The 20,067-nt window shown below is 41.6% G+C and carries 14 protein-coding genes, 4 tRNA genes and 1 pseudogene; 12 read left to right on the top strand and 7 right to left on the bottom strand.

Annotated features, from left to right (window positions below):
* Window positions 1-278: 278 nt before the first annotated feature.
* Window positions 279-932, top strand: coding sequence for a hypothetical protein (locus tag FTU62_RS00575; protein WP_257223018.1), 654 nt, complete (start codon window positions 279-281; stop codon window positions 930-932).
* 122 nt (window positions 933-1,054) lie between these two features.
* Here the strand turns inward: FTU62_RS00575 and FTU62_RS00570 are convergent.
* From FTU62_RS00570 to FTU62_RS00545, 6 genes are all read right to left on the bottom strand, one after another.
* Window positions 1,055-1,130 (bottom strand) — tRNA-Lys (locus FTU62_RS00570).
* A gap of 262 nt (window positions 1,131-1,392) precedes the next feature.
* Window positions 1,393-1,468 (bottom strand) — tRNA-Lys (locus FTU62_RS00565).
* A 49-nt stretch (window positions 1,469-1,517) separates the two neighbouring features.
* Window positions 1,518-1,593, bottom strand: a tRNA-Lys gene (locus FTU62_RS00560).
* Window positions 1,594-1,614: 21 nt separating this feature from the next.
* A tRNA-Lys gene (locus tag FTU62_RS00555) sits at window positions 1,615-1,690 on the bottom strand.
* A gap of 140 nt (window positions 1,691-1,830) precedes the next feature.
* Window positions 1,831-3,672 (bottom strand): long-chain-acyl-CoA synthetase, encoded by a 1,842-nt coding sequence (locus FTU62_RS00550; protein ID WP_180101462.1) that lies wholly within the window; start codon window positions 3,670-3,672, stop codon window positions 1,831-1,833.
* Between the two features lie 185 nt (window positions 3,673-3,857).
* Window positions 3,858-7,286 (bottom strand): Rne/Rng family ribonuclease, encoded by a 3,429-nt coding sequence (locus tag FTU62_RS00545; protein ID WP_111884108.1) that lies wholly within the window; start codon window positions 7,284-7,286, stop codon window positions 3,858-3,860.
* 394 nt (window positions 7,287-7,680) lie between these two features.
* Here FTU62_RS00545 and FTU62_RS17575 point away from each other — a divergent pair.
* The 8 genes and pseudogenes from FTU62_RS17575 (at window position 7,681) to FTU62_RS00510 (ending at window position 16,267) form a co-directional block, all read left to right on the top strand.
* Window positions 7,681-7,989: pseudogene (locus FTU62_RS17575) on the top strand (hypothetical protein).
* A gap of 55 nt (window positions 7,990-8,044) precedes the next feature.
* The gene (locus FTU62_RS00540) at window positions 8,045-9,016 is read left to right on the top strand and encodes an RluA family pseudouridine synthase (RefSeq protein WP_180101460.1); all 972 of its coding nucleotides are present in this window, start codon (window positions 8,045-8,047) and stop codon (window positions 9,014-9,016) included.
* A 151-nt stretch (window positions 9,017-9,167) separates the two neighbouring features.
* Window positions 9,168-9,836, top strand: a complete 669-nt coding sequence (locus FTU62_RS00535; RefSeq protein ID WP_180101458.1) for an HAD-IA family hydrolase — start codon at window positions 9,168-9,170, stop codon at window positions 9,834-9,836.
* Window positions 9,837-10,525: 689 nt separating this feature from the next.
* A complete protein-coding gene (gene mhpD, locus FTU62_RS00530) occupies window positions 10,526-11,323 on the top strand; it encodes a 2-keto-4-pentenoate hydratase (protein ID WP_180101456.1) in 798 nt (265 codons plus the stop codon).
* Between the two features lie 36 nt (window positions 11,324-11,359).
* On the top strand, window positions 11,360-12,256 hold the full coding sequence (locus FTU62_RS00525) for an acetaldehyde dehydrogenase (acetylating) (protein ID WP_180024489.1): 897 nt from the start codon (window positions 11,360-11,362) through the stop codon (window positions 12,254-12,256).
* A gap of 11 nt (window positions 12,257-12,267) precedes the next feature.
* On the top strand, window positions 12,268-13,287 hold the full coding sequence (gene dmpG / locus FTU62_RS00520; protein ID WP_180101454.1) for a 4-hydroxy-2-oxovalerate aldolase: 1,020 nt from the start codon (window positions 12,268-12,270) through the stop codon (window positions 13,285-13,287).
* Window positions 13,288-13,835: 548 nt separating this feature from the next.
* Window positions 13,836-15,116, top strand: coding sequence for an OprD family outer membrane porin (locus tag FTU62_RS00515; RefSeq protein ID WP_180101452.1), 1,281 nt, complete (start codon window positions 13,836-13,838; stop codon window positions 15,114-15,116).
* 293 nt (window positions 15,117-15,409) lie between these two features.
* A complete protein-coding gene (locus FTU62_RS00510; RefSeq protein ID WP_078192776.1) occupies window positions 15,410-16,267 on the top strand; it encodes an alpha/beta fold hydrolase in 858 nt (285 codons plus the stop codon).
* A gap of 406 nt (window positions 16,268-16,673) precedes the next feature.
* On the opposite strand, the gene hcaR is transcribed toward FTU62_RS00510, so the two are convergent.
* A complete protein-coding gene (gene hcaR, locus FTU62_RS00505) occupies window positions 16,674-17,579 on the bottom strand; it encodes a DNA-binding transcriptional regulator HcaR (RefSeq protein ID WP_078192775.1) in 906 nt (301 codons plus the stop codon).
* 278 nt (window positions 17,580-17,857) lie between these two features.
* Here hcaR and hcaE point away from each other — a divergent pair, with 278 nt between their 5' ends.
* From hcaE to hcaC, 3 genes are read left to right on the top strand one after another with little or no spacing between them, the layout of a single operon-like run.
* Window positions 17,858-19,225, top strand: a complete 1,368-nt coding sequence (gene hcaE / locus FTU62_RS00500; protein ID WP_078192774.1) for a 3-phenylpropionate/cinnamic acid dioxygenase subunit alpha — start codon at window positions 17,858-17,860, stop codon at window positions 19,223-19,225.
* Window positions 19,222-19,740 carry a 3-phenylpropionate/cinnamic acid dioxygenase subunit beta gene (hcaF, locus tag FTU62_RS00495; RefSeq protein ID WP_067763936.1) on the top strand — a complete coding sequence of 173 codons (519 nt, stop codon included), beginning with the start codon at window positions 19,222-19,224 and terminating at the stop codon, window positions 19,738-19,740. The genes hcaE and hcaF overlap by 4 nt, the downstream gene beginning before the upstream one ends.
* Window positions 19,740-20,066, top strand: a complete 327-nt coding sequence (gene hcaC / locus FTU62_RS00490) for a 3-phenylpropionate/cinnamic acid dioxygenase ferredoxin subunit (protein WP_067763933.1) — start codon at window positions 19,740-19,742, stop codon at window positions 20,064-20,066. The genes hcaF and hcaC overlap by 1 nt, the downstream gene beginning before the upstream one ends.
* Window position 20,067: the final 1 nt, after the last annotated feature.

Here is a 20,067-nt window from a genome sequence, read left to right as displayed (position 1 = left end):
AAATTTGAATATTTCCAAATTCATATTATAGAAATGGTGACAAGCTTTGCGATTTAAAGGGTGCAGAAAAAAAATTAAGTAAAGTTATGTAATTTGAAGAATTGGTTTGATTAGTTTGCCTTTAAAATAGCTTGAGTGTTAATTAAATATCAACGATAACAATGAGATATGATATAACATATATCGCAAATATATGTATACAGCGTTGATTATTTGATTACAATATTAAGTCAGCAAGAACTGAAAAAACCAATGAATGATTGGTCTTGGCACATTATATGAAAACATCGGCTTCACCTTTTTTGATGAAATTTGCATATCTTTCAGTGTTTGCAGGAGTGTTCAGCCTCTCTTTTATTGGTTGTAGTCCAACGCCTCAACCCGCAGCGGAAAAGGGTGAAAGTTCGGCATCAACTGTCGCATCGGAAGTTCAAGCGAAGCAAGATCATGGAAAAAAATTAACCCAAGTGGCAGGGCAGGCGACATTGCCGAATGACGAGGACATAAAGTCAGCTCCTGTTCCTGAGCATGCCAAAATTTTTATTGGACGTTTTCATGCCAAAGTAAAATGCGATGACAGTTTTATTCCATGCCCAGAAGGCGATGCGGAGTTCATTCTTAACTTATTGCCAGATGGCACGGTACACCGCAGTATTATTCAAATTGGTAAAGTGTTTGCTGAAAAAACCAATACGCCAGGCATTAATGTGAAATACCGTAAGGATACGTGGAGTGTTAATGAAGCACATACCGAGCTGGTGGTTCATCGAAAAGAAGGCGTGAATTTCTATTATCATGTGATTAATGAAAATAAAATCACCATGGATTTAGACAAAATTCGTCAAGGTGAAGTCGACCGAAATCAGGAATTATTTTCTAAAGGCTATCCTCAGCCTCAACATGCCTATACCTTGGTGAAAGACCCAAATTAAATACTGCGAATGAAGTAAATAAAATTATAAATTGCGTTTGAGTGTCGGCGTAAAATTCGCAGATCTTGGTGGATCAAATGGAATTAGCTAAAAAAAATTGAATTATTAATACGACATAGAATTGGTGGGTTGTGTGGGGTTCGAACCCACGACCAATAGATTAAGAGTCTACTGCTCTACCAACTGAGCTAACAACCCTGGGAAAATTTTAAAAGAGCATTTTAAAATTTTAGCAAGATCAACGAAGCGCGTAGTTTTGAATACTAGGGAATATTTGTTATCTAAAATTTTTCAGGTCAAATACTTCATCTAGCAAGACAAGAATGATACTTCGCAACATCGCTATAGCAAAATTTCGAGAATGGCGAATCAAAACCAATAATGGTGATGGTTTGTCTTGGTCGGAACCTGCAGGTTTCTTTTTCTTCAACTGCCGGAAGAAAGAAGCCCTAAGAAAGAATGGTGGGTCGTCCGCGACTCGAACGCGGGACCAATAGATTAAAAGTCTACTGCTCTACCAACTGAGCTAACGACCCTTAGGGGGTATGTACAAGATTGTAATCTAAAACTGGCATTTTAGAAAGATGGTGGGTCGTCCGCGACTCGAACGCGGGACCAATAGATTAAAAGTCTACTGCTCTACCAACTGAGCTAACGACCCATCTTGTGGTATCGAAGGAAATGGTGGGTCGTCCGCGACTCGAACGCGGGACCAATAGATTAAAAGTCTACTGCTCTACCAACTGAGCTAACGACCCATTTCGCTTGATGGTGCGTATTGTAGCAAGATCTGCTTCAAGCGCAAGTAAAAATTCATAAACTTGCTTGTGTTTGATTATAAATACAACAAAGTAGCTCATTTTAGCGGATATCTGTCGCTAAAATGAGCGCTATTTGCTTAAAAACGGTATTTATATGCCTGAATATTGGCATAAATTTCAGGAGTTAAATCACAGTAAGCAGTTGCATTTGGCAGCAATACCAATAAACGTTCATCAGTTTGCTTAGGATCAAAAGCTTGTTCTTTCAGCTTGTTTTTTTGGTATTTAAATGTGCCTGTGGTTTCGACTTTTTTCTGTACACGTAAAAATACTGGCACGGCATAAGCTGGTAAGCATTTTTTAAATTGTAGAACCATTTCACTACAATCTTGTTCGCTGAGTTCGGCACCATCGGTGAGTGTGATGGCAGCCATACCTGCACGGCCATTGGTATCTGGAATTTCTACGCCATAAACCACAGCTTCAGCAATTTTATCGTACTCACTCACCATATTTTCAACTTCAGTGGTTGAAACGTTTTCACCTTTCCAGCGGAAAGTATCGCCTAGACGGTCGACAAATTGTGCATGGCGGAAGCCAATGTCACGAACCAAGTCACCAGTGTTGAAGTATGAATCACCATGCTTAAATACATCTTTCATAATGACGGATTTGTTTTTTTCCGTGTCGGTATAGCCATCAAAAGGTGAGCGACGGGTAATTTTACCGATGAGTAAGCCGACTTCGCCTTTTTTCACTTTAATGCAGCGACCTTTAGCATCATGTACAGCTTCATTTTTTTCTTTATCAAACTGAATAATCGCATAAGGCGTTGGTGAAAAACCAACGGTATTGTCGAAGTTAAACACATTACTAAAGCCGACGTTGCCTTCACTTGACGCATAGAGTTCAAGGACTTCTTCGACTCCAAAGCGTTCTTTAAACTTATCCCAAATGTTTGGTCGCATGCCGTTACCAATCATTTTTTTCACACGATGGCCTTTTTCAAGGTCTGAATGTGGAGCATCCATCAAATAACGGCAAAGCTCGCCCACATAGCCAATGGCTGATGCATCAAATTTTTGTACATCTTTCCAAAACGATGAGGTTGAAAACTTGCGACGAAGGGCAAGGGTGGCGCTACCTGCAATCACCCCACACCAACAAACCACAGTGCCTGTAGCGTGATAGAGCGGCAAAGTTACGTACATCACATCATCTTTATTTAGATTGAGAACGTGACCATAAGTTCCATAAGCCAAAGTCCAACGGCTGTTGGTGAAAATCACCGCTTTAGGTAAGCCTGTTGTCCCAGAGGTGTAGATATAAAATAGGCCGTCTTTGCCTTTTACACTTGCAGTGGTGGGTGTGTTGAACTTTGGAAATTTATCAATCGCTTCTGCAAGGTTTAAGAAGCCTTTAGGTGCTTGACCAGCATCTACACGAGTGGCTTGATCTGCGAACCAATGTAAACGATCTGCAGCTACACTGAGATCACCACGAATCTCTTCTACAGCTTGACGGCATTCTTCGCCCACAATTACCGCAATTGGGTTTACTAAGTTGATGCTGTGTGTCAGGACTTTACCGACTTGTGAGGTGTTTACCAAGGCACTGGTGACGCCAATTTTGGCTAAAGCCACGATGGTTGCCACGAGTTCAGATCGGTTTTCGATCATCACCGCAATCACATCACCTTTTTTTGCACCGAGTGCAAGGTAATAGTGACCAATTTGATTGGCCCATTCATTGAGTTCGTTATAGGTATATTTTTGCTCTTCAAAATAAAGCGCATAACCTTTAGGATTACGCTTTACGGCTTTTTCAAATGCAATTCCCAAGCCTGCGGAAGTATTTGGGGTACGTAAATAGGCTTGCTTTAGACCACTCAACAGGTTGGGTACTTTGCTAATGAACGCGGGAATTTTTGCTGCAACATCAGCAATCCCAATAAGGTCGTGTTGTGTAGTTTGGCTCATGTGAATCCTATTTATTTTTCGTAATCCGATACGGTCTATTTCTTTGCAATGAAATTTGCAGCAAATTCTACAATTGTCTTTTAATCGTTTCGATCTAGTGCAATCAACCTAATTTGACAAAAGTATCAAAAAAAAACCAGTCACCGAAATGACTGGATTTTTTTATTCACCTGCAAAATAGCAAATTACTGCTCAGTTGCGGTGTTTGCTTTTTTCGGTGGACGACCGCGAGGACGACGAGGGCGTGCAGGTTTTTCACCTTCAGCGGCCGAGTTTTCGTCTACAGGAACCTCAACTTTCTTTTCCGCTTCAACGGCTTGAGCTTTTTCTTCTACTGGTTTAGTAGGAGCTTCAGATACTTCTTCCGTCTTTTCAGGCTGCGCACTCACATCCAGTTCAGCTTGAACGGGTGTCGGTACTTCAGCTTGAACGTGTTCAGGTGCTTCAGTTTGACCTGCAACGTCGGATACATTGGCTTCAACTGTAGCAGCTTTAGCTTCTGCAACTACAGGCGCCTCAATAGCAGTGTCTGCGACAGGCGTAGCTTCCACCTCAGCATGTGCTTTTGCTTGATCTTGTTTCGCTTGTTCAGCGGCAAGTTTAGCAAGGCGACGACGCTCACGTGGGTCATTAGCAACACGTTTATCTGACACAGGCTTTGGTGGTGTCAAATCCAACATTGGCGCTGGTTCAGCTTCAGGTGCAGCTTTTGCAACTTGAACATCACGAGTGACAGGCTTTTTCTCTACAGCTGTTTCAGCTGCAGGTGCAGTCAAAGTTGCGGCATATTCTTCCGTGAATTTTTGCAATGCACGGTTGAATGTTGGAATTAAGCCAAATTGCTCAATCAGTACTGAGCAGTCTTCGCCGTATACATGCTTAATCAAGCTGCTTATAGTGTATTGACCTAGTGTCGGCACTTGAGATGGCGAAATTTTCGGAGCCTGTGCTTGTTGAGCACGAGCTTCACGCTGTTCACGGCGACGCTGACGAGGGTCATTGCTTGCACGAGACGGTTTTTGCTGCGCATGCTGTGGTTTATGCGCTGCTTCTTTTGTTTCAGTCGCAGGTTTTTCCACTTTTTCTGCTTCAACGACAGCGGCTTTTTGGACTACTGGGGTTTCTACAGTTTTTTCAACTGCTGGGGCAGTATTTAGCGCTACGATTTCGCTTTGAGCTTGATCAACATTTACTACAAGTGCTGTTGGCATCACGTCTTGACGTGGTGCATTAACAACTTCAACTTTAGGTTGACGTTGATTGCGGTTTTCAGGTTGTTGCTCAGTTGCAACTTCCTGAGCAATCGCTTGCTCGTTCAATACGCTTTGATCGCGGTGGCGATTTGGGCGATTTGGACGTTGTTGGTTGTTGCGGTCACGACGTGGAACAGACTGCGGTTGTTCATTGTTTTGAACATCGTGCTGTACTTGTTCATTGTTATGTTGACGGCGTGAGTTACGACGGTTTTCACGTTGGTCTTGACGGTTGTCTTGGCGCGGTTCTTGACGTTCAGAACGTTGCTCTTGGCGTTCGTTTTGACGTGCTTCGTTATTGCGCTGCTCTTGACGATCTTGACGTGAAGGTTGTAACACTTCTTCATGAACTTGATGCGGTTGAGCTTCTTGTTCACGTGGTTCTTTATGCTTAGTACGCTTTTTGTTGTGACGTTTTTCTTCACGGTCAGCTTTTTCTGAATGGCTGTCACGTTCTTGTTTGTGCACAACAGAAGAAGGCGCAAGGTAAGCATTATTGTCTACGACAACAACAGGCGCTGCCGATGCAGGGGTAATTTGACCAAACTGGCCACGGCTTGCAGCACCGCTATTTACCATTTGTTCAATTGCAGCAGCGGCATTGTTTGCAGTACGCGACTGGTCAACGGTTGCAGCTTGTTTTTGCACAAATAAGTTTTCTAACCATGCACATGGACTAGATGATGCTGCAGGAGCGGCAACTTGTGCAGGTGCTTGTTGAGCAGCAACGGGTTGTTGCTTATTCTTTTTGTGGCCTTTTTCTTGTTGTTGTACAGGTGCTTGTTGCTGAGCAGCAGCGGCCTGTTCTTCACCTAAATGCCATTCAGATGCTTCGTAACCCAATTCTTTTTCGCTAGAACGTGTCGCTTCAGTGCGTTCATAGCTTGTAGGTGCAAAACCTTCAGGGTTATACGAAATTTCGTAATGTGGTGTTTCTAGGTGAGGGTGTGGAAGTACAGTCACACGAACATTTGAAGTTTGTTCAAGATATACAAGGCTGTGACGCTTTTCATTCAATAAGAATGCAGCAATTTCAACAGGCACTTCAACTTGAACTTCACCATGACGTTCGCGTAGCGCAATTTCTTCCACTTTACGCATAATTGAAAGTGATAAAGAACGTAGGTCACGTACCATACCTGTGCCATGACAGCGTGGGCACACATAACCAGTGGCTTCTTCAAGCGATGGACGTAAGCGTTGACGGCTCATTTCCATCAAACCAAAGCGTGACAATTGACCGAATTGGATACGCGCACGGTCACTTTGTGTTGCTTCACGAAGTTTAGCTTCAACCATACGTTGGTTACGGTCTTTGGTCATGTCGATGAAATCGATCACAACTAAACCACCGATATCACGTAAACGTAATTGGCGAGCAATTTCTTCTGCAGCTTCAAGGTTGGTATTGAGCGCTGTATCTTCTACGTCGCTACCACGTGTTGATTTTGCAGAGTTAATATCAATTGAAACCAATGCTTCAGTTTGGTCAATCACAATTGAACCACCAGAAGGAAGTTTTACTTCACGTTCATAGGCCGTTTGGATTTGACTTTCAATACCAAAATGAGCGAATAACGGTTCATTTAAAGTATAGGTTTTTAATTTGTCGATTTGACGTGGCATCACTGCTTTAACAAAGTTATACGCTTCGTTATACGCTTGCTCAGAGTCAATCAGAATTTCAGCAACATCATCACGTAAATAGTCACGGATCGCACGTGTAACCACACCGGCTTCTTGGTGAACCAACATTGGTGATGGACCTGAACTTGATGTACTTTGGATTTGTGCCCACAGGTCAAGCAAGTGTTGAAGGTCAAGTTGCAGTTCTTCTTGAGAACGACCAATACCTGCAGTACGTACAATTACGCTCATTCCACGAGGGACATTTAAAGACGCCAACATTTCTTTCAATTCTTCACGAACTGAACCTGAAATTTGACGGCTAATACCGCCACCTTTCGGGTTGTTTGGCATTAAGACCAAATAACGACCAGCAAGTGAGATAAATGTAGAAAGGGCAGCACCTTTATTACCACGTTCTTCTTTTTCCACTTGAACTAAAAGCTCAGTGCCTTCAGTGATCAATTCGCGGATGTTTGAAGTTTGGCGAGGATCTGCTTTGTAATAAGAGTTAGCAATTTCGCGCATCGACAAGAAGCCTTGACGACCTGCACCGTATTCAACAAATACAGCTTCTAAAGACGGCTCTACGCGAGTCACATGACCTTTATAGATATTCGATTTTTTTTGTTCACGGGTACGATTCTCTAAGTCAAAATCGTAAAGACGCTGACCAGTGACAAGTGCAACGCGAATTTCTTCGGCATGTGTTGCATTAATCAACATACGTTTCATGGGTGTAACACCTAATAGTGATACACAGAAGAACATCGCCTGACTCGTAGCGAGCATCAGATAGCATGGATCAAGTTGCACAGATCGAAAAACATCATCTGTGCATGTGTACCGACCTTCTTTGGGTGGGCAACGGTTTTTGATTCACGTATTGATGATGGCAATACGGCTTCAATCTTTTAAACGATTAAAGTCACCTGAACGCGTTTCACTGGCGGACAAACGGTGCATTGGATGTGAGTAACTTTCACTGTCACATTGCTCGAAGAGCATCCATTCATATCTGATAGAGCGTCTTGATACGGAATTATCATCGTACCTTTACAAACTGTGCAGATCCAATGCATCAAACGTTGTGGCCTGAACACGATTTCCAGGGAGCGACTGGTCTGATGTGTATCAGTTTACGTTTAAAAACCAACCTTGGTTGGCACATATTTTTTTGGGGCAAACTGTTTTATGTACCTACGGTACAATTAAACGCAACAGTTTGCAGTTTTGCCGATATAATAAGCCTTCGGCGTCGGCATAATTCTTTTGGGACCTTTCCGAGCTAAATGAGTAATTGCTTGAAAGTTCAATGACAGTAAATACTGAAATGAATCAACTTTTACTCAGTTACGGTGGTTTCCGTGCGCTGACTATATCAAACCTTGCATCATCTGCCTATGGGCTAAGCTTATGTTTCTTGCGAAAAGTATAGCTTAAATGATCAATTTTTAATCAATTTTAGTATTTTTTTAGGTCACAGTAACTGTATGAATTCTACGCAAGAATGGCAAAGCGTCACCTGGTTTGAAGTGGACGAGCATCAGGCGGGTCAACGTATTGATAATTTCCTGTTTAGTCGTCTGAAAGGTGTGCCTAAAAGTCGCATTTATCGTCTGATTCGTGAAAGCCAAGTCCGCGTCAATAAAAAACGCGTCAAAGCGGAAACCAAACTCAATATTGGTGACCAAGTTCGAGTTGCTCCAATTCGTTATGAGCAAAAAGATGAGTCTGCGGTTCCCGTATCGGACAAAGTGGCACAAAGTTTACTGAGCCGTGTGGTGTACGAAGATGAAGGCTTAATGGTGGTAAACAAACCTTCTGGTATTGCTGTTCACGGCGGTAGTGGTGTGGCGTATGGCTTGATCGAAGGCTTACGTGCCGCAACAGGGAAGAAATACCTTGAGCTGATTCACCGAATTGACCGCGACACTTCTGGTTTGGTGATGATTTCGAAAAAACGTAGTGTGTTAAAAAGCCTGCAAGACATGTTACGTGAGCACAAAATCCAAAAAACTTATGCTGCTGTGGTGAAAGGCGTGGTGAGTTTGGATAAGCAGCTCATTGATCAGCCTTTGCATCGTTACGAACTGGCAAATGGCGAGCGTCGTGTTCGTGTATCACCTAAAGAAGGTAAAGAGTCGAAGACGCTGTGGAACGTGAAAGAGCGTTTTATGCATGCCTCATTGGTGTATGCGTCTCCACTTTCGGGCCGTACCCATCAGATCCGTGTACATGGTTTAAGTATTGGTCATCCATTGGTGGGCGATGAAAAATACGGTCATGAAACTGAATACCGTGGTCCAAAGCCACGTCGTTTATGTCTGCATGCTATGCGTTTAGAAATTCCGGGTTACCAAACCATTGAAGCGCCATTGCCAGAAGATATGCAAAGCCTTGTGGCGCAGCTACGCGCGCAAAAAGCCGACAAAGTGGTGAAGTCTTCAGAAGATGACGAGTAAGTTTTAAATACGAGACTTCTCTCCCTGAGCAGTACTGCTTCGCATGTTTTCTTTCGCCCTCTCCTTTAAGGAGAGGGCCGGGGTGAGGTAAATAAATTGATGCACTCCAGAATCTGAATTACCAAACACTGAATCAAATCTAGGAAAACGTATGAACTCAGCTGTAAAACTAGTCATTTTCGATTGGGATGGCACTTTATTTGATTCTGTGGGTCAAATTGTAGCGAGTTTGAAATTTGCAGCAGATCAATATTCACAGCCACTGACCGATGCTGATGCGAAAAGTATTATTGGTTTAGGTCTGCCGGAAGTCGCACAGCGGTTATTTCCGACGGTTCCTGAATTGCACAGCGACATTTTGCAAAGTTATGCCGATCACTATGTGGCCCATTCCAAAGGGGATATGTGGTTTGATGGTGTAGCTGATATGTTGCAGGAATTACGCGATGCCGGTCTACAATTGGCTGTTGCAACAGGAAAAAGTCGTAAAGGTCTAGACCGTGTCTTGGCTCAAACGCAAAGTCATGAGCTATTTTGTGCGACACGTGCAGCCAGTGAAACCAAATCTAAGCCAGATCCGTTGATGTTGGCAGAAATTTTGGCGGAAACAGGACTACGTGCCGATCAAGCCATTATGGTTGGTGATACGTCGTATGACTTGGAAATGGCACTGAATATTCAGATGCCACGTGTAGGCGTGAGCTATGGAGTGCATACTGTAGAAACACTCCAGTGTTTTCAACCCTTACATATTGCACATAGCGTAGGTGATTTGACTGAATTTCTACTAGAACACGTGAAATTACGTATAGCTGTATAGTTTTAGATACAAACGAGTAAAAAGGGTGAAATTTGTTTTCACCTTTTTTGTTACCAAATGAATAGTAATTCAAGCTCTACTTGTTGAAATGAGTAAATTCAATTATTTAAAAAAGTAATAACACTAGATTTTTCTACAATAACAAGCAGTCTTCTAGCAAATTTACCTTAAAAAGTTGAGCGCAACTATTTGGCCTTTTACCACAAGCTGGAATAGATTTTTTGTTTGAATTTTTGGTTTTATCTTATTGTTATTTATTGATTTAATTTTAAATTTTCAATTTGTTAAACTAAATCAGATGAAATTGAACACCTATGTGTAAAAGCTGGCCTGACGCTAAAATAATCTTTTAATCTTATCTTTTAGTCGTATAAGCCAAGTTTTTTAGTAGAGATTCAGATTTAAGGGCGAAAAAAATAGTGAATTTTATTTAATTATTTTGACTTAAGTTTTTGAATATTAATAATAAATAATGATTAATTTATAGCTAATAGCTATAGTCATAAATAAAATAAGTATTGGTATTCACTTTCTAAAATCTCGATGCTAAATGCATCTAAACATAACGTGTAGTATGTCAAGTGAAATGCTTTAGGCGAATCCTGACATGACTTTCATCACTTTGATTTTGATGGTGATCGGGATGAAACACGTTGTGCATCCAATTTTTGCAGTTTAAGGAAACATTGATGTCGAATTCTGCTGTTGTTGAATCAGTTGCGCAAGCATTACGCGATGCGGAAGTAAATCAGGCTGCGATTGCACCGATCCGTCCACAACTTGGTGGTGAAAGTGCTGATGTAGATATTGCTTATGCCGTTCAAGAAGTGAATACCAAACGTGCGGTGGCAGAAGGTCGTCGCCTTGTAGGTCGTAAAATTGGCTTAACTTCAAAAGTTGTACAAGCGCAGTTAGGCGTTGATCAACCTGACTTCGGTATGTTGTTTGCTGACATGGCGTATGGCGATGGTGAAGAAATCCCTGCTGGTTTATTGATTCAGCCAAAAGTTGAAGCAGAAATTGCTTTGGTGATTAACCAAGACTTGACCAAAGAAAAACACACCTATGCAGACATTATTAGTGTAACAGAATATGCACTGCCTGCAATTGAAGTGGTCGATAGCCGTATCGAAAACTGGAAAATCTCGTTGATTGATACTGTGGCAGATAACGCATCTTCAGCAGGTTTTGTACTGGGTTCTAAGCCTGTAAAACTTGCAGATCTTGACCTTGTAAATTGCAAAATGGTCATGACTCGTGGTGAAGAAGTGGTTTCACAAGGTGTGGGTAAAGCCTGTCTTTCTAACCCATTAAATGCAGCAGTGTGGTTGGCTGACGAAATGGTTCGTCGTGGTCGTCCATTGCTTGCAGGTGACATCGTATTGACCGGTGCCTTAGGCCCAATGGTTGTGGCAAATCCTGGTGATGAATTCAAAGTTGAAATTGAAGGCTTTGGTTCTGTGACTGCAGCATTTGCAGCGAAATAAGCTTGGGTTTTACGGAATTTTTAAGAGTACACATTCATGAAAAAGATTAAATGTGCATTGATCGGTCCAGGGAACATTGGTACTGACTTGCTTTACAAACTTCAACGCAGCGAATTTTTAGAACCAGTATGGATGGTTGGTATTGACCCGACGTCTGAAGGTTTGGCTCGCGCTGCTAAAATGGGTTTAAAAACCACTGCTGAAGGCGTGGATGGTTTACTTCCACACGTAATTGAAGACGACATTAAAATCGCATTTGATGCAACTTCTGCCTATGTTCATGCTGAAAACAGCCGCAAATTAAATGAACTTGGCGTGTTAATGATTGACTTAACACCTGCTGCAATCGGTCCATTCTGCGTACCACCAGTAAACTTAGAAGCGTTATTGGACGCAGGTGAAGTTCCGAACGTCAACATGGTGACATGTGGTGGTCAGGCAACGATTCCTATGGTTGCAGCGATTTCACGAGTTCAGCCTGTTGAATACGGCGAAATCATTGCAACAGTTTCAACAAAATCTGTGGGTCCAGGTACACGTAAAAACATTGATGAATTTACTCGTACGACTGCTGGCGCTATTGAAAAAGTGGGCGGTGCGAAACAAGGTAAAGCGATCATCATCATTAACCCTGCTGAGCCACCACTGATGATGCGTGATACTGTTCACTGTCTTGTTGAAGGTGAACCAGATCAAGCAGCAATCACTGAATCTGTACATGCGATGATTCTTGAAGTTCAAAAATATGTACCAGGTTACAAACTTGTAAATGGTCCTGTATTTGACGGTAACCGTGTTTCAATCTTCTTAGAAGTTGAAGGTTTAGGTGATTATCTTCCTAAATATGCAGGTAACCTCGACATTATGACTGCGGCAGCTGCACGTACTGCAGAAATGTTTGCAGAACGCGTATTAAACACTGCTGAAGCTTAAGGAATACCAAAATGTCTAAGATTATTATTAATGATATGACTTTACGTGATGGTATGCATCCTATGCGCCATCAAACTACACCTGAACAAATGGTTGCCATTGCAACTGCTTTGGATGATGCAGGTGTACCTTTAATCGAAGTTACGCATGGTGACGGCTTAGGCGGTAACTCTGTGAACTATGGTTTTGCAGCAGCAACCGATGAAGAATACCTAAAAGCGGTGATTCCAAACCTGAAACAGGCGAAAGTATCTGCACTTTTACTTCCTGGTATTGGTACGGTTGACCATTTGAAAATGGCACATGATGTTGGTGTAGCAACCATTCGTGTTGCAACGCACTCAACTGAAGCTGACGTTTCTGAACAGCACATTACTGCTGCACGTAAACTTGGCATGGACACTGTGGGCTTCTTGATGATGGCGCATATGGCGACACCAGAGAAATTACTCGAAGAAGCACAAAAAATGGTGTCTTACGGTGCAAACTGTATTTATGTAACAGACTCTGCAGGTTACATGCTTCCTCAAGACGTGACTGACCGCGTGGGTATTTTACGTGCCAACCTGGCTTCAGAGATCGAAATCGGTTTCCACGGTCACCATAACTTAGGTATGGGTGTTGCGAACTCTGTTTCAGCGGTTCAAGCTGGTGCAACGCGTGTCGATTTAGCTTCTGCAGGTTTAGGTGCAGGTGCAGGTAATACTCCACTTGAATTGTTTGTTGCGGTTGCCAACCGTATGCAAATGGAGACAGGTGTGGACTTGTTTAAAGTTCAAGATGTTGCGGAAGATTTAATCATTCCAATGATGACACATCAGATCCGTGCTGACCGTGATGCAGCAACTTTAGGTTATGCCGGTGTTTACTCATCATTCTTGTTATTCGCGAAACGTGCTGAAGCGAAATATGGCGTTTCTGCGCGTGAAATTCTTCTTGAGCTTGGTCGTCGTGGTACTGTTGGTGGTCAAGAAGATATGATCGAAGATTTGGCATTGACCATGTCTAAAGCAAAAGAAGCCAATGCTTAATTTGCTTTAAATCAAAAAGCGCCCGAAATGGGTGCTTTTTTTATGTCTGAAGTGGCTGTGTTGGTTTGAGATGGGCTTGAGATTACGTTGAGATTGATTTGAGGCATGAAAAGTGGATTGAAATAAGAAATGTCTTACGAATCAATGGCTGATTTCGAGCAGCCATAGTAGTAAAATTTAACTTTAAGTTGTTGATGATTATATAAATTAAATATTATTTGATAGCTAAATTTTATAACTTAAATAAGGATAAATCTCAGTAAAAAACTTTGATTAAACTTAAAAGCAATTAATACAGCGTATGTAATTGCGAAAAATAAAAAACTTTAAATTTTACGTTAATAAAACATGGGGTTAATTTAATCAGTCGTTCTAAATGATAAAAAAGAGTTATTGTTTTAATCTCTAAGGAAAATAAGCAGAAATAGCTTCCAAAGTTCAAGTTGTACAAAAGCCTGATAAACCTTAATACTGTAGTCGGATTTTTTTCCAAGGTATTGTTGAGCATGATGGTGCCATAGCTTAATTTGATTACTGGGAAATAAGCCATGCGTCGTCAAAATTTATGGATAGCAATTCTTGCTGCGACAGCAACATTAGGAACATCTGCAACTTATGCGGACTTTGTTGACGACAGCCAAGTACAATTGAAATTTAAAAACTTTTATTTGGATCGTCAAATTGAAGATACTCCAAATAAAAATTGGGGTTCATGGTCGCAAGGCATTACGCTGGATGCGAAGTCAGGTTATCAGGATATTGGCGCGGGCATTCAAGTCGGCGCGGACCTGCTGGTACAGCATGCCTTTAAACTCAATGGCCGTGATACCAATGCAGACTTTATTTTGCCGCACGATGGTAAAGAATCAAAAGATAACTTTGGTAAAGTGGGCGTGACCCTTAAAGCCAAAGTATCTGAAACTGAGTTGAAAGTGGGTGAGTTATTACCAGTGTCTCCAGTGTTGGTTTTCGATCCATCTCGTCAGCTAATGACGACTTATAGCGGTGCATGGCTGGAGTCGAAAGACCTGAAAGATACCAAGTTGACCGTGGCTTATATTGACGGTATTAATAATCGTTATGATAACCAGTTCCGTGATTTAACTTTATTTTCACCAGGTAAAAAGCTGCCGAATGGAAAAATAGGTCATTTTGATAACGGTCCAGCATCTGACGGGATGTATATTGCGGGGATTGATCACCAATTTACGCCTGAAATTGGTGGTAGCTACTGGTATGCCGATGTACAGGATATCTACCAACAGCACTATATAGGTGCGAACTACAAAACTAAACTGGGTGAAAAAGTCAAGTTAGACAGTCATATCCGCTATTTTGATAACTCGGATTCGGGTGACAAGCTCTATGGTGAAATTGATAACCAAGCGTTGTCGGTGGGGGCGAAAGTCAATTATGGCTCACATACATTTGGTTTAGGTTATCAACAAATGTTTGGTGACAATGCCTTTCCAACTTTGGGCGGCTGGGTGCCACAGCCGTACCTTGTAAACTGGGGCGTAGCGACATTTACCAATCCAGATGAAAAATCATGGGGCTTTACTTATGGCTATGACTTTGCAGAGCTTGGTGCGAAAGGCCTAAATGCTACAGCGGTTTACTTTACAGGTTCTGATGCAGAAATTGGTACTGCAAATGGCATCCTAAAAAATCAAAAATCTGATGAGCTTAACTTAATCGTGAACTACACCGTGCCTGAAGGTAAGTTGAAGGGCTTAGGCTTCCAGGCAATGTATATCGATGCCGATTTCGATTACAAATCTGACTTGCAAGAGTACCGTGTCGCGACAACTTATACCTATAAGTTCTAATTTCTCAGGATAAAAAAAAGGGAAGTGGATTCATTGCTTCCCTTTTTATTCGCTGGTTTATTTAAAAAAGAAATACCTCAAAGATTTTATGGATATATTTTTGAGTTATGTATTTAAAAACAATAACTTAAATTATAGTCTATTTGTTGTTTATGATCGTAAATATGTATCAGTTAGCAGTGGCTGAACAGGTAATATGAGACTGTAAAAACCACAAAATCCAAAAGAGTCCCCCTTGTGTTTAAATCCGTTATGGATTGAAACATAAGCTCTACGCAATACGAGGAGCATGTATGAGCACTGTTCAGATTCCTGACTATACAACTGATTCATTCTTTGGTTTAGAAGATAAATGGATTGAAACTGCTGAAGGCGAATTAACGCATTACCACGAAGTGGGTGAAGGCACACCAATTCTATTTTTACACGGTTCAGGTACAGGTGTATCTGCTGCTGCAAACTGGTGGTTAAACCTTCCACAAATTGGTGAACAAGCACGTTGTATCGCTATCGATACGATTGGTTATGGTCAAACTGTTGTTGCACCGAATACTGCTTATGGTATCCGTGCTTGGGTTGATCACGCTGTACGTACGTTAGATGCCCTAGGTATTGAAAAAACTTGGTTAGTGGGTAACTCACTCGGTGGCTGGTTAGCATTCCAAATGGCTTTGGACTATCCAGAACGTGTATTGGGTATCGTGTCTATGGGTACAGGCGGTGCTAAACAAACTGCAGCACTTAAAGCACATGCAAACCCTGTATTAACCGAAGAAGGCATCAAGAAAACCTTGTCTATGTTTGTTGTAAACAAAGACTTGATCACAGACGAATTGGTAAAAGTACGTTTCGCTTCTGCTGCAAATGACTATGCATCAAATCGTTTGATGGATGTTGTTGGCGCACGCGACCGTGACCGTTTCGAATTCCCACTCGACTTTGAAAAAATGAAAGACATTACTGTGCCAGTATTGTTGATCCACGGTGTACAAGACGTGGTGATTCCAGTATCTCGTACGTGGGATATTTTGAATACCGTTCCTCATGCTGATGCGCATATTTTCAGCCAATGTGGCCACTGGTCTCAAGTTGAAAAAGCAGAAGAATTCAACACCGTGATTAAAGATTATTTAAAAGCGCGTGGTGTGTAATTTCTTGTCACTGACATGAAATTCAAAAAAAGGATGGTTTTGCCATCCTTTTTTTTATATAAATCTTTTGACAGAAATACTTTAAATGAGTATTATTCTCATTAACAGGTCGACAGTGTACGGTCTAAATCAGTAAAAAGGCATAAAATAAGCTCATCTAAATGGTTGGGGAAGGGGAATTATTTATTAGACTTAAGTTGTAAATCGGCTATTCTTAGCAATTTTTATCAATATCTAAACTAAAATTTATAAGTTATTTTCCATCAAGTCGATATGCATGATAGATAAAATGCGTCGATTAAAACATTTAAACGATTAAAAAAGCGACTTTTTAGCCATAAAAAAAGCACCATTATTTATTTCAAAAATAATGGTGCTATATCTATAAATTATGACTTGGCGAAAATTAACGCTGTTCGCGATTGATATCGAGATAAAAAACTTTGGTTAGCAGTTCAAGGAATTTATCTACAGCCACAGAACTCGCCGTTTTTCGGTAACTTACGTACAGGTCTAGATACGGTAATTCGACATCTAAAGGACGAATGACAGTATTGTTCATGGTCAATGGCGCGATGTATCCCGGTAGGATCGTGCAGCCTAAACCCATGCCGATGGAGTTAATGTTAAACAGGATATTGTCGGCTTTTTGCACGATATTAAATTGAACGCCATGGTTAGAAGCAAAGTCTAAAATGGCTTCATGCAATGTGCCTGATTGTTCGCGTGCAGGAATGATAAAATCAATACCATTCAATGCTTTAACTGGAATACGTTCGTACTTCGCTAAAGGGTGATCTTTGGGTAAAATAAAGATCAATGGTTCACGTAGTACAAACTGACTTTCAATTTCGTCGCTATGAAAGTTATTGCGAGTAAAAGTGATATCTAGTTCACCTTTTTGCAGCAATTTCATCTGATCGCGATTATTTAAACTAAGTAATTCAATTTTGAGTTCTGGGTTTTGAACACGCAGATTTGGCAAGACGTATGGGAAGATTTTCATCTCTGCGACAGGCACAAAACCAATGCGCAGCATCTGTTGTTTGGCTTGTGAAACCTGACGTGCCATCGCTACGGCCTTGTCTGCTTGAGCTAGTGTCAAACGTGCTTGTTCTAGAAATACGGCACCTTCTTCTGTGAGCTCAACTTTGCGTTTAGTCCGGTGCAACAATTTTACGCCGACATCTTCTTCAAGATCTTTAATTTGTTGGCTTAAAGAAGGTTGAGCAGTATAAAGTTTTAACGCAGCTTTACTGAAATTGAGTTCTTCAGCAACAGTAATGAAGTAGCGTAAGTGTCGTAATTCCATATAATCAACCCGTGGAGTAATCCAAAAAATGTCTTACTTAGAAGTTCGTTCAGTATAATCTATAAACAACTATTGCGTGAGGATTATTTTGCCATTCATGAAATAAATGGTGTTCTCGATAATTTAAAAAAAATACTATAAAAAAAATCTACCGTAATAATCCATAAAATCTCTTAATTAAAACAAAATAAATATTTCCCGAATATCGCTCTAAAATCCATCATCGTTGAAAAGTTGAGTCTATTACTTTGTGCCTTATGGTCACAGGAGAGCTTTTCATGAGTGGAAAAATTGATGTGCGCGAAATCGATGCTTTAGTCGATGCACAAAATGGACGTATCACGCCATCTATCTATACAGATCCAGACATCTACGAACTTGAATTAGAACGTGTGTTCGGTCGTACATGGTTATTCCTATGCCATGAGAGCCAAATTCCTAAAGCCGGCGATTTCTTCAATACCTATATGGGTGAAGATCCAATCATCGTGGCACGTCAAAAAGATGGCTCAATCAAAGCATTCTTAAACCAATGTCGTCACCGCTCTATGCGTGTGAGCTTCGCGGACTGTGGTAATACACGTGCGTTCACTTGCCCATACCACGGCTGGTCATACGGTATTGACGGTTCTCTAAAAGATATCCCGCTTGAAGATCGTGCTTACCCACATGGTGCATGTAAAGAGCAATGGGGTCTGGTAGAAGTTAACCGCGTTAAATCATACAAAGGCTTAGTATTCGGCTGCTGGGATGAAACAACTCCAGATCTAGAAGAATACATGGGCGATATCGCTTGGTACCTGGACGGCGTTGTAGACCGTCGTGAAGGTGGTACTGTGATCGTTGGTGGTGTACACAAATGGGAAATCGACTGTAACTGGAAATTTGCAGCTGAACAGTTCGCTTCTGACCAATACCACGCGTTGTTCTCTCATGCATCTGCGATTCAGGTGCTTGGTGCTAAACCAGATGATGAATCTTCTAAGAAATTAGGTGCTGCACAAACTGCCCGTCCAGTTTGGGAAACTGCCAAAGACGCGATCCAATACGGTTCACGTGGTCACGGTTCAGGCTTCTTCTTCACTGAGAAACCAGACGCAAACGTATGGGTGGATGGTGAAGTAGCAAACTACTTCCGTGAAACGTATGAAGAAGTGAAAGAACGCCTAGGTGAAACTCGTGCACTGCGTCTTGCTGGTCACAACACCATGTTCCCAACACTATCTTGGTTGAACGGTACTGCAACGCTTCGTGTATGGCACCCACGTGGTCCAAACAAGACTGAAGTATGGGCATTCTGTATCTGTGATGCGGACGCGCCAGAAGATGTACAAGCAGCATTTGAACGTTCTGCAACACGTGCCTTCGGTCCTGCTGGTTTCCTAGAGCAAGATGACTCTGAAAACTGGATCGAAATCCAAAAAGTATTACGTGGTTATAAAGCCCGTCAAAACAAACTCATTATGGAAATGGGTAAAGGCAACGAGAAAGTACGTGAAGATGGTATCCCGGGTATCACTAACTATATTTTCTCTGAGACTGCAGCACGTGGTATGTACCGCCGTTGGGCAGATTTATTGATTCATGAAAAATGGGAAGACGTTGAAGCTGCGGCTGACGAATATGAGAAGGAGCTTATGAAATGAGTCAAATCAGTTTAGAACTTCATCACCAAATTAGTCAGTTCCTCTATCGTGAAGCAAAATTGCTTGACGATTGGAAGTTCCGCGATTGGTTAGCTGTATTAGCTGAAGATATTTCTTATACGTTACGCACAACACCAAACGCGCAAACACGTGACCGTCGTCGTTCGATTGAGCCGCCAACAACTTGGGTATTTAACGATACTAAAGATTTGTTGGAACGCCGTGTAGCTCGTTTAGAGACAGGTATGGCTTGGGCTGAAGAACCTCCTTCACGTACAACACACATGGTTTCAAATGTGATTGTTGAAGCGACTGAAGTTGAAGGCGAATACGACGTTTACGTAACGTACTTGTTGTACCGTACCCAGAAAGAGAAAGATGTAACAATCTACTGTGGTAAGCGTCACGACAAGATCCGCAAAGTCGACACTGAGCAAGGTTTCGAAATCTTCAACCGTAAGATTACCCTTGATCAGGTGACTTACAACTCACATAACCTGAGCGTGTTCTTCTAATGAATAAGATTTTTGTTTGCCAAGTTGACGAATTAGACGAAGGCGAAGCATTGAAAGTAGATTGCGGCGTTAACGGTATCGATGCGCTTGCAGTATTCAACAACAATGGCGAATTTTTCGCGATGAACGACCGTTGTTCACATGGTAATGCTTCAATGTCTGAAGGTTACCTTGAAGATGATGGCACTGTTGAATGTCCACTTCATTCGGCTCGATTCTGTTTGAAAACTGGTCAAGCATTATGCTTACCAGCAACAGATCCTATCAAGACATTCCCTGTGATTGTTGAAGATGGTGCTTTATACGTAGAGATGGCAGGAGAGTAAT

Origin of the sequence: Acinetobacter sp. YH12126, assembly GCF_013418745.1 — a bacterium.
GTDB lineage: Bacteria > Pseudomonadota > Gammaproteobacteria > Pseudomonadales > Moraxellaceae > Acinetobacter > Acinetobacter amyesii.
This window is presented reverse-complemented; position numbering and strand designations above follow the sequence as displayed.